Annotated in this window: 13 protein-coding genes and 1 pseudogene; 12 read left to right on the forward strand and 2 right to left on the reverse strand. The window is 61.1% G+C overall.

The window, feature by feature from the left end:
* The first annotated feature begins 71 nt into the window (after positions 1–71).
* The 6 genes from yvcK to EDC28_RS17810 all read left to right on the forward strand — a co-directional run bounded on the left by yvcK (position 72) and on the right by EDC28_RS17810 (position 6176).
* Positions 72–989 carry a uridine diphosphate-N-acetylglucosamine-binding protein YvcK gene (gene yvcK / locus EDC28_RS17785; RefSeq protein ID WP_123422503.1) on the forward strand — a complete coding sequence of 306 codons (918 nt, stop codon included), beginning with the start codon at positions 72–74 and terminating at the stop codon, positions 987–989.
* 122 nt (positions 990–1111) lie between these two features.
* Entirely contained in the window at positions 1112–1729 is a 618-nt protein-coding gene (lexA, locus tag EDC28_RS17790; protein ID WP_050658872.1) for a transcriptional repressor LexA, read from the forward strand.
* A gap of 273 nt (positions 1730–2002) precedes the next feature.
* A complete protein-coding gene (coxB, locus tag EDC28_RS17795) occupies positions 2003–3154 on the forward strand; it encodes a cytochrome c oxidase subunit II (protein ID WP_336391561.1) in 1152 nt (383 codons plus the stop codon).
* Positions 3155–3163: 9 nt separating this feature from the next.
* Positions 3164–4774, forward strand: coding sequence for a cytochrome c oxidase subunit I (ctaD, locus tag EDC28_RS17800; RefSeq protein ID WP_123422504.1), 1611 nt, complete (start codon positions 3164–3166; stop codon positions 4772–4774).
* A complete protein-coding gene (locus tag EDC28_RS17805; protein WP_050658870.1) occupies positions 4771–5304 on the forward strand; it encodes a cytochrome c oxidase assembly protein in 534 nt (177 codons plus the stop codon). Before ctaD ends, EDC28_RS17805 begins: the two co-directional genes overlap by 4 nt.
* Entirely contained in the window at positions 5301–6176 is an 876-nt protein-coding gene (locus EDC28_RS17810; protein ID WP_123422505.1) for a cytochrome c oxidase subunit 3, read from the forward strand. The genes EDC28_RS17805 and EDC28_RS17810 overlap by 4 nt, the downstream gene beginning before the upstream one ends.
* Here EDC28_RS17810 and EDC28_RS20195 read toward each other — a convergent pair.
* A complete protein-coding gene (locus tag EDC28_RS20195; RefSeq protein ID WP_050658868.1) occupies positions 6173–6379 on the reverse strand; it encodes a DUF2909 family protein in 207 nt (68 codons plus the stop codon). The genes EDC28_RS17810 and EDC28_RS20195 overlap by 4 nt on opposite strands.
* Positions 6380–6400: 21 nt before the next feature.
* On the opposite strand from EDC28_RS20195, the gene EDC28_RS17815 reads away from it, so the two are divergent.
* The 5 genes and pseudogenes from EDC28_RS17815 to EDC28_RS17835 all read left to right on the forward strand — a co-directional run bounded on the left by EDC28_RS17815 (position 6401) and on the right by EDC28_RS17835 (position 10024).
* Entirely contained in the window at positions 6401–7072 is a 672-nt protein-coding gene (locus EDC28_RS17815; RefSeq protein ID WP_170164167.1) for an SURF1 family protein, read from the forward strand.
* On the forward strand, positions 7065–7577 hold the full coding sequence (locus tag EDC28_RS17820; protein WP_123422507.1) for a hypothetical protein: 513 nt from the start codon (positions 7065–7067) through the stop codon (positions 7575–7577). The genes EDC28_RS17815 and EDC28_RS17820 overlap by 8 nt, the downstream gene beginning before the upstream one ends.
* 2 nt (positions 7578–7579) lie before the next feature.
* Positions 7580–8491, forward strand: a pseudogene (locus EDC28_RS17825) (COX15/CtaA family protein); the annotation flags it as partial.
* 43 nt (positions 8492–8534) lie between these two features.
* Entirely contained in the window at positions 8535–9425 is an 891-nt protein-coding gene (gene cyoE / locus EDC28_RS17830; protein ID WP_123422508.1) for a heme o synthase, read from the forward strand.
* On the forward strand, positions 9425–10024 hold the full coding sequence (locus EDC28_RS17835) for an SCO family protein (RefSeq protein WP_123422509.1): 600 nt from the start codon (positions 9425–9427) through the stop codon (positions 10022–10024). The genes cyoE and EDC28_RS17835 overlap by 1 nt, the downstream gene beginning before the upstream one ends.
* On the opposite strand, the gene norR is transcribed toward EDC28_RS17835, so the two are convergent.
* Positions 10021–11574, reverse strand: a complete 1554-nt coding sequence (norR, locus tag EDC28_RS17840; RefSeq protein ID WP_123422510.1) for a nitric oxide reductase transcriptional regulator NorR — start codon at positions 11572–11574, stop codon at positions 10021–10023. The genes EDC28_RS17835 and norR overlap by 4 nt on opposite strands.
* A 166-nt stretch (positions 11575–11740) precedes the next feature.
* On the opposite strand from norR, the gene hmpA reads away from it, so the two are divergent.
* Entirely contained in the window at positions 11741–12898 is a 1158-nt protein-coding gene (hmpA, locus tag EDC28_RS17845; protein WP_123422511.1) for an NO-inducible flavohemoprotein, read from the forward strand.
* Positions 12899–12943: the final 45 nt, after the last annotated feature.

A 12943-nucleotide genomic window follows, 5' to 3' on the forward strand; every position in this document is an offset into this window, starting at 1 on the left:
TAGCAGAAGTCTTTGTCAAAGTCTTTGCAGCCGGGGTAACCTTGGGACGCAGTCCATGGCTGGATCTTTGAATGGCAGAATCACCTTATCGCCCCCATCTGGCGGCCTTGGAACGGGTTGTTGCCCTGGGGGGCGGCCACGGCCTGGGGCGGATGCTCTCGGCGCTCAACTTTCTGGGCCCCCGCCTTACCGGCATCGTCACCACCACCGACAACGGCGGCTCCACGGGGCGCCTGCGCCGCTCGCACCACTGCATTGCCTGGGGCGATGTGCGCAACTGCATCAATCAGCTGGTCACCCAACCCTCCACCGGTAGCCGCCTTTTTGAATACCGCTTCGGCGCCGAAGGGGAACTGGGCGGCCATAACCTCGGTAACCTCATTCTGCTGGCCCTGGACGACCTCTGCGTGCGGCCGCTTGAAGCCATCAACCTGGTGCGCCAGGTGCTTAGGGTGAAATGCGAGTTGCTGCCCATGACCGAGAGCCCCGCCGACCTGCTGGCCCTTTGTGAAGAGGGCCTTGAGCACCTGGGCGAGCAGCGGGTAGATGGCCTTGAGCGCATGCCGCGCCAGCTGACCTTGTCGCCCAAGGTGGCGGCCACCAAGGAAGGGGTGGATGCGGTAAGAGAAGCCGATCTCTTGATTCTGGGGCCTGGCTCGTTTCTAACTTCGGTGCTGCCGCCGCTGCTGCTGCCGGAACTGGCCGGGGCCTTTCGGGCCAGCAAAGCGGTCAAGGTCTGGGTGGAAAACCTGGGGGTAGAACAAAGCCCGGTGCGCACGTTAACCCCCGGCCAGCGCTTGGCCTGGTTGCACCGGCAACTGGGTTTTAGCGCCGTCGACTGGGTGCTGGCCAGGCCTGGCCTTGACTGGCAGCAACTGCCGGCCGGTGTCAGGCGCCTGGAGATGCCGTTGGCGTCCGAGCAAATCTTCTATCGCCATGACCGCGACGCCCTGGCCAACGGCCTGGAGCGGATCCTCGCTGCCTGTTGATAACTCTGTGAGTAAAAATCCGGTGCCTGTGGGTTGGTGGCTGTGCAGGCCAAGCGCCTTGCCATCTCCAAAGAACTGGATATACTGACAGTTACTGTAAATAAACCCAGTTGAGGCATCCGATGCGCCCCCTTACTCCCCGCCAGCAACAGATCCTGGATCTGATCCGCGCCCGCATTTCGGAAAGCGGCATGCCCCCCACCCGTGCCGAGATTGCTCAGCAGCTGGGTTTTAAGTCTGCCAATGCCGCCGAAGAACACCTCAAGGCCCTGGCCAAAAAAGGGGTTATCGAAATTTTGGCCGGCACTTCCCGTGGCATTCGCCTACTGGATGACGACAGCGCCAACGACGAGCCGGGCCTGCCGCTGATTGGCCAGGTGGCTGCCGGTGAGCCCATTCTGGCGACCCAGCATATTGAGTCCCACTTCCAGATGGACCCGGAGCTGTTCCACCCCCGTGCCGACTTCCTGCTGCGGGTTAAGGGCGAGAGTATGAAAAACATCGGCATCATGGACGGCGACCTGCTGGCGGTGCACCGCACCAGCCAGGCCCGTAACGGCCAGGTGGTGGTGGCCAGGGTGGAAGATGATGTCACCGTAAAACGCTTGGACCAGCACGGCCACAGCCTGCGCCTGATTGCCGAGAACGACGATTTTGACGACATTCTGGTCGACCTTCGGGAGACGCCCGTTACCATCGAAGGCCTGGCCGTCGGGGTGATCCGTAACAGCCAGTTTTAAGGCGTAACGGCTTTTAGCAGAAGGCGGCAGGGGCATCCCCCTTGCCGCCTTCTTTGCATTTATTCCCCCACCAACTGGACGATAACCCTTTCTTGGATAAGGCTTAGTCTGACTATAAAAACATCAGCAGTTTTGCAGCGATACACACAATCACAACGATCCCGCCACTAATCGTCACTCTCCAAGGCGCTTGCTGGACGGGGTAGGGAAGGGCCGGCAAAGGACTGGGTCGTACCTGGGCAGGGCTCTCGCTTCTACTGACAGGAGCAGCAAGTGAGTAGCAGACGTCATCAGGCATTGGGGGCCTGGGCGGTGCTGGCCTGGTGCTGGCCATTCACTGCCTTGGCGGACGGATACAACATGACCCGCGGCGTTACGGACTTCAGCCAGCGGGTTTATGGTCTGCACATGACCATCTTCTGGATCTGCTGTGCCATCGGGGCCGTGGTCTTTGGCCTGTTGTTTTACAGCCTGATCCGCCACCGTAAATCCCGCGGCGCCAAAGCGGCCAACTTTCACGAGTCCACCCGGGTCGAGATCCTCTGGACGCTCATTCCCTTTGTCATCCTCATCGCCATGGCGGTACCGGCTACCAAAGCCCTGGTGGCAGGCGATGACGACGGCTCAGGCCCGGCCGATATCACGGTGCAGGTTACCGGCTCCCAATGGAAATGGCATTACCAGTACCTGGGCACCGATGTGGGTTTTTATTCGCTGCTGGCGACCCTGCCGGACCAGATAACCAACCGCCTGGACAAGGGCGACAACTACCTTCTCGAGGTGGACAGGCCCCTGGTGCTGCCCACCGACCGCAATATCCGTTTTGTGATCACCTCCGAAGACGTTATCCATTCTTGGTGGGTTCCGGCCTTTGCCGTGAAAAAAGACGCCGTCCCCGGCTTTATCAATCAGGTGCAGGCTCGCATCAAGGAGCCAGGGCTCTACCGGGGCCAATGCGCGGAGCTCTGCGGCAAGGACCACGGCTTCATGCCCATAGTGGTGATTGCCAAGACGCCGGCGGCCTTTGACGACTGGCTCAGTGCTGAGCAGGCCCGTCTGGCCGCCAAAAAGGCCGAAGAGCAAAAACTGCTGGCCATGAACCGCTCCCTGGACGAACTGATGCGCGACGGCAAAGCCCTTTACGAGGCGCGCTGCGCCATGTGCCACCAGCCCAATGGCGAAGGGCTGCCCGGGGCCATTCCGGCCCTTAAAGGCAGCGCCATCGCCACCGGTGATGTCCATGCCCACATCGATATCGTGCTCAATGGCAAAGCCGGCACCGCCATGCAGGCCTTTGGCAAACAGCTCAGCCTGTCGGAGCTGGCCGCCATCATCACCTATGAACGCAATGCCTGGGGGAACAGCACCGGTGACGCCGTACAGGCCGCCGACTTGCACCGTTTCCTCAGCGGCGACAACCCCTAGGAGGCACCAATGCAGGTCTCACGAGACATGGATGCCCCCAAGGGGCTCGACGCCGCCCAACATGAGGTGCATCACGGCCCGGCTAGTGGCCTGATGCGCTGGGTTACCACCACCAACCACAAGGACATCGGCAGCCTCTACCTGTGGTTCAGCTTTCTGATGTTCCTAACCGGCGGCTCTATGGCCATGGTGATCCGCGCCGAGCTATTCCAGCCGGGCTTGCAGTTGGTGGAGCCGCAGTTTTTCAACCAGATGACCACGGTGCATGGCCTGGTAATGGTGTTTGGCGCGGTGATGCCGGCCTTTGTGGGGCTGGCCAACTGGATGATCCCGATGATGATTGGCGCGCCGGACATGGCGCTGCCGAGGATGAACAACTGGAGCTTCTGGATTTTGCCCTTTGCCTTCGCCATTTTGCTGTCCAGCCTTTTTATGGAGGGCGGCGGGCCGGCTTTCGGCTGGACCTTCTATGCGCCGCTTTCCACCACCTACTCGGGTAATTCCACGGCGCTGTTCGTGTTCTCCATTCACATCATGGGCATCAGTTCGATCATGGGCGCCATCAATGTGATTGTGACCATCTTCAACTTGCGGGCGCCGGGCATGACCTGGATGAAACTGCCGCTGTTTGTGTGGACCTGGCTTATTACCGCCTTCTTGCTGATCGCGGTGATGCCGGTACTGGCCGGCGCCGTGACCATGGTGCTCACCGACAAGTATTTTGGCACCGATTTCTTCAACGCCGTGGGCGGTGGTGATCCGGTGATGTTCCAGCACATCTTCTGGTTCTTCGGCCACCCCGAGGTGTACATCATGATTTTGCCAAGTTTTGGCATTATCAGCGCCATCCTGCCCACCTTCGCCCGCAAGCGGCTGTTCGGCTACGCCAGCATGGTGTACGCCACTGCCAGCATTGCCGGGCTGAGTTTTGTGGTGTGGGCGCATCACATGTTCACCACCGGCATGCCGCTTTTTGGCGAACTGTTCTTCATGTATTGCACCATGCTGATCGCCGTACCCACCGGGGTGAAGGTGTTTAACTGGGTAGCCACCCTGTGGCGCGGCTCCATCAGTTTTGAAGTGCCGATGCTGTTTGCCCTGGCCTTTGTGGTGCTCTTTACCATCGGTGGCTTTTCCGGCTTGATGCTGGCCATCACCCCGGCCGATTTCCAATACCACGATACCTACTTCGTGGTAGCGCACTTCCACTACGTACTGGTGACCGGCGCCATCTTCTCGATCATGGCGGCAGCCTATTACTGGCTGCCAAAGTGGACAGGCCACATGTTCGACGAGGGCCTGGCCAAGCTGCATTTTTGGTGCTCGCTGGTGTCGGTGAACGTGCTGTTCTTTCCCATGCATTTTCTCGGGCTGGCCGGCATGCCAAGGCGGATCCCCGATTACGCCCTGCAATTTGCCGATTTGAACAAGATTGTCTCCATTGGCGGTTTTGCCTTCGGGCTCAGCCAGCTCATCTTCCTGTGGGTGGTGATCAAGTGCATCAAAGGCGGCACGCCGGCACCTGCCAAACCCTGGGAAGGAGCCGAGGGGCTCGAATGGGAAGTGCCGAGCCCAGCGCCCTACCACACCTTTGAAACCCCGCCGGAGATCAAACCATGACCGGCCAGGGCCATGGCCGGCTGACCAAACGCCTATTGCTGCTGGTGGCGCTGATGTTCGGTTTTGCCTTTGCCCTGGTGCCCCTTTACAACGTGTTTTGCCAGGTGACCGGTATCAACGGTAAAACCGGTGGCCCGGTGGCCGCCACTCTGGTGGAGCCAGAGGACAAAAACCGGCTCATTACCGTGCAGTTCGTGGCCTATATCAATGAGGGCCTGCCTTGGGAATTTCGTCCTGACGTTACCGAGGTCAAAGTTCACCCCGGCGAGCGAAAGCTGGTGCACTTCTACGCCAAAAACCGTGCCAGCGGCGATATTGTCGCTCAGGCGGTGCCCTCGGTGGCGCCGGGGCTGGGTGCTAAATATTTCCACAAGATTGAATGCTTTTGTTTCCACCAGCAGCACCTGGCACCTGGCCAGGAGGTGGAAATGCCGCTGCTGTTTTTCCTGGATACGGCGCTGCCGGATGACATCCAGACCCTGACCCTTTCCTACACCCTCTACAACCTCAGCGTGAGGGGCTCATCATGAAACACGAACACTACTATGTGCCCGCCAAATCCTATTGGCCGATCATGGGCGCCCTCGGCCTGTTCCTTATCGCTTTCGGGGCCGGGCATTTCGTGCCCCAGGTGACTAGCGGCCAACAAGGGGGTTACGGGGGCTGGCTGCTGCTGGCCGGGGTGCTGGTTATCATAGTGATGTGCTTTGGCTGGTTTGCGGCGGTTATCCGCGAGTCCATGGCTGGCCTCTATTCGGGGCAGATGGACCGCTCCTTTCGCCAGGGCATGAGCTGGTTCATTTTCTCGGAAGTGATGTTCTTCTGCGCTTTTTTCGGGGCGCTCTTCTATGCCCGGACCTTTGCCGTGCCTTGGCTGGGGGGCGGGTCCAACAACATCTTGACCCACCAGTTGCTGTGGCCCGATTTCAGCGGCACCTGGCCGGTGGCAACCACCCCGGGTGGTAAAAGCACCGAGGTGATGCCTTGGATGGGGCTACCGCTTTACAACACCCTGATTTTGCTCAGCTCATCGGTCACTGTGCATCTGGCGCACCTGTCTTTGGAGAAGGGCAACCGGTTGGCGCTCAAGTTGTGGCTGCTGGCCACCATATTGCTGGGCAGCTGCTTTTTGTATCTGCAAGGGGTCGAGTACATCCACGCCTACACCGAGATGGGGCTCAAGCTCGACGCCGGCATCTACGGCAACACCTTCTTTCTACTGACCGGTTTTCACGGCATGCACGTCACCTTGGGCACCTTGATGCTGCTGGTGATGTGGCTGCGGGTGCAGGCGGGGCATTTTTCGGCGCAAAAGCATTTCGGTTTCATGGCGGCCAGTTGGTACTGGCACTTTGTAGACGTGGTGTGGCTATGCCTGTTCCTGTTCGTGTACATCCTCTAGTAGGGGGTTGAATGCGGTTCGATAACGCCGAGCGCGATCAACACCACCACCAGCAACAGCACCAGGAAGGAGGCCAGCAGGCGCCGGCCAAGGAAGCGGCTCATCTGGCCCTGCTCGCCGTGGCGGAGCATGACAAAAAGCGCCCGAAACAGGTTCACCAGCACATACAGCACCAACCCCAGAATAAGCACCTTCACCAGCATGGGTTCTCCAAAAGTAAATGGTTGCCCTGGTTATTCACTGTGGCGCTGCTGGCGGTCTTTGGCAAATTGAGCCTCTGGCAATGGCAAAGGGCCGAGCAAAAAGCCGCACTGCTCAGCGAAGTGGCAAGCCGCCCGGTGCTGAGTCTGGAAGAGGCGCTAGCCAAAACCAACCCCGATTACTGGCCGGTCACAATGAAGGGGCGCTGGCTGCCCACCGCCATATTTTGGGACAACCGCACCCTCGATGGCCAAGTGGGCTATGACCTGCTGCAACCCTTCGCCACCAGCCGGGGCGTTTTCTTGATTGACCGGGGCTGGCTGGCCGGAGTTGCCCGCCGCGACCTGCTGCCCAGCGCTCCCTTGGCCCACGGCGAAGCCGCCATCACCGGGCGCTTGCGGCAAGTAGACCCCGGCTTCTCGCTCAAAGCCACCGCCCCCGAGAAGCTTGGCGGCGGTTACCGGGTGCAAAGCCCGGCCCCCGAAGCGCTGACCGAAAGCCTGGGCCTGCCTTTGCAAAAATGGGTGTTGAGCCAGGAGCCGAGCGGCTCGGGCTTTATCGCCCACTGGCCGCTGGTGGTAATGCCGCCGGAAAAACACCGCGCCTATTCCCTGCAATGGGCCAGCATGGCGTTGGCGCTGATGGTGGCCTTTGGCTGCTGGTTGCGGGCCGAGCACAGGAGGAAACATGAGTAAGCAAAAGACATTGCTGCTGGCCTTTTTGGCGCTCTTTATCCTGCCGGTAGCCTTGGCGCAGATGGCCTTTATGGGGGGCTGGCTGGCCGGTAGCCCTACGGTCAACAAGGGCGAGCTTATTAATCCGCCGCTCTCTGCCGCCGCGCTCTTTGCCAACGACCACCATTGGCGGCTGGTCTACGTGATGCCGCCAATCTGCCACCAGGCTTGCCATGAAAGCCTCTATATCCTCGGCCAAACCCACCTCGCCCTGGGCCGGGAGATGGACAGGGTGGTGCCGGTGGTCTTGGGCGCCGCTACGCTGCCTGCCGACACCGCGTCCGGCCTAGTGCAGGGCGGCCCGGGAGGCGCACCCCTTCAGCCCAATCGCCTATACATCGCCGACCCCAGGGGCTTTGTGATGCTGAGCTACCCTCCAGCCAGTGAGCGCCCCCAAACCCTGGCCCTTGGCAAGGACATGCTGACCGACCTCAAACGGCTCCTCAAGCATTCCCTGGTGGGCTGACCATGAAAACCCTGACCCGCATTGCGATAGCCCTGGCCCTGATGGTGATCGCCCTAGGCGCCTACACCCGGTTGACCGACGCTGGCCTTGGCTGCCCGGACTGGCCCGGTTGTTATGGCGCCCTGGTGGCGCCCTACACTGACCAGCACCTGGCCCATGCCGAGCAAGCCTTTCCCGGCGCCAAGATTGAGCTGCACAAAGCCTGGAACGAGATGGTGCACCGCTATTTTGCCGGTGCTCTGGCCCTTTGCATCGGCCTGCTGGCGGCGCTGGCCTTCTGGCGCTTCAAGGCTCAGCGCCCTTGGGTGGTGGCGCTGCTGGGCTTGCTGCTGTTCCAGGCCACCTTGGGGATGTTGACAGTCACCCTGAACCTGCGGCCGCTGGTGGTAACGGGGCATCTGCTGGGCGGCATGGCCACCCTGGCGCTCTTGTGGTGGCTGGCCCTGCGCTTGGGCCCGGCCCCTGCTCGTCCCCGTGCGCCTTTTTATTTGCGTTGGCTGGCGGTTGTCGCCGCCTTGGTGGTGGTGGGGCAAATCGCCCTTGGGGGTTGGACCGCCGCCAACTACGCTTCCCTTGCCTGCACCCAGTTGCCGGTGTGCGAGGGGGATTGGTGGAGCCGCCTGCATCCCGAAGCGGCCTTCAACCTGCTCTCGCCTCCGGCCGACAATTACCAATACGGGGTGCTGGGTTACGAGGCGCGCATGACCATCCATGTCGCCCACCGCTTTGGGGCGATGGTGACGTCGGCGCTGCTTATCTTGTTGGCCTCCGGGTTGTGGCGGCGGGGGCAAAAAGTCATGGCGCTGGGCCTGGCGGCGCTGCTTGGCGTACAACTTTGTCTGGGCCTGGCCAACGTGGTGCTGAGCGTGCCGCTGGCGGTAGCGCTGGCCCATAACCTGGTGGCGCTGCTGCTGTTTTTGTTGCTGCTCACCCTCAATCACGGCTTGTGGAGTGGATATGAAGTCACTGAGCCTGTTGGCCGCCGGGCATTGGCCCTGGCGGGATTTTCTGGCCATCACCAAACCTCGGGTGGTGATGCTGCTGTTACTTACCGCCCTGGTGGGCATGATCCTGGCCCAAGACAGCTGGCCAAATCCCTGGTTGGTTATCAACGGCCTGATGGGCATCGGCCAGGTGTCAGCCGGAGCCGCCGCCATCAACCACATCCTCGATCAACATATCGACCATAAAATGGCCCGCACCCGGATGCGGCCTCTGGTGCAAGGCCGGTTAAGCCAGGGCCAGGCCTGGGTTTTTGCCGTGGCGGTGATTGCCCTAGGGCTGATGCAGCTGGCACTTTGGGTCAATGGCCTCACCGCTTTGCTGACCTTTGCCGCCATGGTGGGCTACGCGGTGATTTACACGGTGTTTTTAAAACGCATGACCCCGCAGAACATCGTGATCGGCGGCCTGGCTGGTGCCATGCCGCCGCTGCTGGGCTGGACCGCCGTCACCAACAGCATGGACGCCAACGCCTGGCTGCTGGTGCTGATCATCTTCGCCTGGACGCCGCCTCACTTCTGGGCCCTGGCCATCGCCCGGTGCAACGATTACCAGCGGGCCGGTATCCCCATGCTGCCAGTGACCCACGGTATCGAGTACACCAAAACCTGTGTGCTGCTCTACACCTTGTTGCTGCAAGCCTTGCTGTTGCTGCCCTACCTGACCGGCATGAGCGGCCTCTTGTACCTGGCCGCCGCCTTGGTGCTGGGCGGCTGGTTTATCTGGCACGCCGCCAGGCTCAAATGGTGGGACGGCCCCGGCCAGGCCATGCGCACCTTCAGGGTCAGTATTTGGCAACTGATGTTATTGTTTGTGGTATTGCTGGTGGACCATGGAGTGGCCTGATGAAAGCGGTGTTGAGCCTGGTGTTGGCCTTGGCCTTTTGTGCCGGGCTGGGATTGTATTTTTGGATAATCACCCCGCCCCATGTGGAAGCGCTGTGGTACCAGCCGGCCCGCCAGTTGAGCCCCTTTGAGCTCAGTGACCAACGCGGCCAGCCCTTCACCCAGGAAAACCTCAAAGGCCATTGGAGCTTGCTGTTCCTGGGTTACACCAGCTGCCCCGATGTCTGCCCCGCCACCTTGAGCCGGCTGTCAGCCAGTTACCCCCAACTGGAAGAGGCGGCCGGTGCGCCGGTGCAGGTGCTGTTTTTAAGTGCCGATCCGGGCCGAGACAGCACCGAAAAACTGGCCGCCTACATCCACTTTTTTCGCCCGGAATTTATCGCCCTGCGCGCAGAGTCTGCGGTGCTCGAACCCTTTACCCGCCAGTTGGGGCTGATGTATCGGCAAAGTGCCAATGGCGATATCAGCCACTCCGCCGGTATGGTGCTTATCAATCCTCAGGGCCAGTTGGAGGCCATGTTCCGGCCCGCCGAGGGTAACCTGCCGTTGGTGGACACCCGCCAGCTTGTTGCCGACTTGGCGGTGATAAGCCACCACTAGAGCCCTTTGCTCACCACCACTCCCAGCCGTTTGCCCAGGCGCTGCAAGTTGGCCCTGTCCAGGTTGAGGGCCCGGGCGGCGCCGGCCCAGCTGTGGTCATTGGCCAGCAGCGCTTCGCGGATCAATTGGCGCTGGTAATCCTCCACCGCCAGCCGAAGGTCAGCCTGAGCTGTGCCAGGAGGTGGCGCTGTGGGCAGCGGAGCTGGACCAACCGGTTCCAAGGCGCAGTGGCCGGGGGCTAGGGTCAGCACCCCATGGCGGCCCTGCTCGCGGATGGCGTTGAGGGCGGCCCGGCTGATGCAGTGCTCCAGCTCCCGCACATTGCCTGGCCAGTCGTAACGCATCAGCAAATCTTGAGTAGCCTGGGCCAGCTTGAGCTGCGCCAGGCCGAGCTTGCGGCGGGTGTTCTCCAAAAAGAACCCGGCCAACAGCAGAATATCGCCGCCCCTTTCTCGCAGCGGCGGCACCAAAATGGGGTAAACGCTGAGGCGATGGTAGAGGTCGGCCCGAAAACGCCCGGCCGCCACTTCGGTTTTCAGATCGCGGTTGGTGGCGGCGATCACCCGCACGTCCACCTGGCGCACTTTATCCTGGCCCACCGGTTGGATCTCGCCACTTTGTAGGGCCCGCAGTAGCTTGCTCTGGGTGCCGGGGCTCAGCTCGCCCACTTCGTCCAGAAACAGGGTGCCGCCGTCGGCCAGCAGAAATTTCCCCGGCCGGGCGCTGTCGGCGCCGGTGAAGGCGCCCTTGGTGTGGCCAAAAAGCTCGCTTTCAATCAGTTGCTCGGGCAATGCGGCGCAATTGAGGTGCACCAATGGCGCCCCTTTCCTGGCCGATTGGGCGTGCAGGGTACGGGCCACCAGCTCCTTGCCGACCCCGGTTTCCCCCAGCACCAGCACCGTGAAATCCGAGGGCGCCACTAGCGCCAGCTCTTGCTTGAGGGCCAGCATTGGCAGGCTGTCTCCCAGCAGGGAGTTGCCGCCTTGGGCCATGGCATCGAGGGTGAGGGTCTGCATCACCTGGGTGTTGTGCTGGGCCTGGCGCTCCAGGGCATCAAGCTGGATGGCGGCCTTGAGGGTGGCGGCGGCCAGCGCCGACACCATGTCCAGGGTGCGTTCACCGATGTGGTCGAATACCCCTGGCGTGAGGCTGTCGAAGGTCAAAAAACCCAGCAGCTGGCTGTCGACAAAAAGCGGCAACCCCATGCAGGCATGAATGGGAATGGCGCTGTCGTCGTTAAGCAACAGGCCGTCGTAAGGGTCGGGCAGGGGGCTGTCGGCGGGAAAGCGCACCGGCTTTTGCGCCTCGGCCATGGCCGCAAAGCGCGGGTGCTCGCCAACGGCAAAGCGCCGGCCCCGGGTGTCGGGGCTCAGCCCCTGAATGGCCAGGGGAATGGCATGGGGAGTGCGGTAGGCCAGCAAGGCGATGGCGTCGCAGGGAATGGCCTTTCTGAGCGCGGTGAGCAGGCGGTCAAAACGGTCATCGTTGGTGAGGCTGCTGGCAAGGTCGAGGGCGATTTCCAGCAGCAGGTGTTGGCCGGGTTCAGGCATGAGTCAATATGACTCCATGGTGCGAAAAAGACAGCCTAAAGTGTGAGTCATAATGACTCGATATGACAAGGCGTATTTTGTAACGCATTGATATGTATGGTGATGCTGATATGGCACGGCCCTTGTAATAGCTAAGGCAGTTAATGTCCTTTCAAGGAGCCACCTGATGTTAAGCGCCCAGACCATTGCCCGCGTTAAAGCCACTATTCCGGTCCTTGCCAGCGCCGGCCCGGCTGTTACCCAGCATTTTTATCAGCGCATGTTTGCGCACAACCCTGAGCTTAAGGACGTATTCAATCTCTCCAACCAGCGCTCAGGGCGCCAACCGGCGGCGCTCTTTGCCGCTGTGGCCGCCTACGCCCAGCACATTGAAAACCCACAAGTGCTGGCGGCGGCGGTGGAGCGCATTGCCCAGAAGCACACCAGCTTTGTGGTCAAACCCGAGCAATACGCCATCGTCGGTAAGCACCTGCTGGCGACCTTGCAGGAGCTGGCCCCCGACACTTTCGACAGTGACACCACCGCCGCTTGGGCCGAGGCTTACCAGTTTCTAGCCGGGATCTTTATCGACCGTGAAGGCACCCTCTATGCCCAGCACAAGGCCGCCGAGGGCGGTTGGGAAGGAGAAAGGGCTTTCCGCCTGGCTGCCAAGGTGGCGGAATCTGAAAAAGTGACCAGCTTCTACTTTGAGCCGGCCGATGGCGGCGCGGTAATGGCCTTTGAACCCGGCCAATACATCGGTATCAAGGTCAAACCCAGCCAGGGCGACTACCAGGAAATTCGCCAGTACAGCCTGTCAGCGGCGTCTAACGGCAAGGGTTATCGCATCAGCGTAAAGCGTGAAGACCAAGGGCTGGTATCCAACTTCTTGCACGATGAGCTGGCCGTGGGGGATGAAGTGGCCCTGATGCCGCCAGCGGGGGATTTTTTCCTCGATACCCAAAGCCAGGCGCCGGTGGTGTTGGTGTCTGCCGGGGTGGGTCTGACGCCGATGATGAGCATGCTCGAAACCCTTGCCCAGCAGCAACCCGGGCGGGTGGTGCAGTTTCTTCATGCCTGCGAAAACCAAATCCAGCACAGCTTTAAGGCTCGCCAGCAGGAACTGGCCAAGGCCCATGGCGTGCCCCTTCGCTACTGGTATAACGACCAGCACGGCTTGATGGATCTGGCCCCCATCCGCTATGAGCTGCCTCTGGCCGATGGCCTCTTTTATCTCTGCGGCCCCATCGGCTTTATGGCGGCCATCAAGGGCCAGCTGCTGGCCCTGGGGGTGAGCGGCGAGCGCATCCATTACGAGGCCTTCGGCCCCCACGCCGAGCTGTAACTGCGGCAATAAAAAACGCGCCTGATGGCGCGTTTTTTATTGGGT

Source organism: Gallaecimonas pentaromativorans, assembly GCF_003751625.1.
In the GTDB taxonomy this organism is placed as follows: domain Bacteria; phylum Pseudomonadota; class Gammaproteobacteria; order Enterobacterales; family Gallaecimonadaceae; genus Gallaecimonas; species Gallaecimonas pentaromativorans.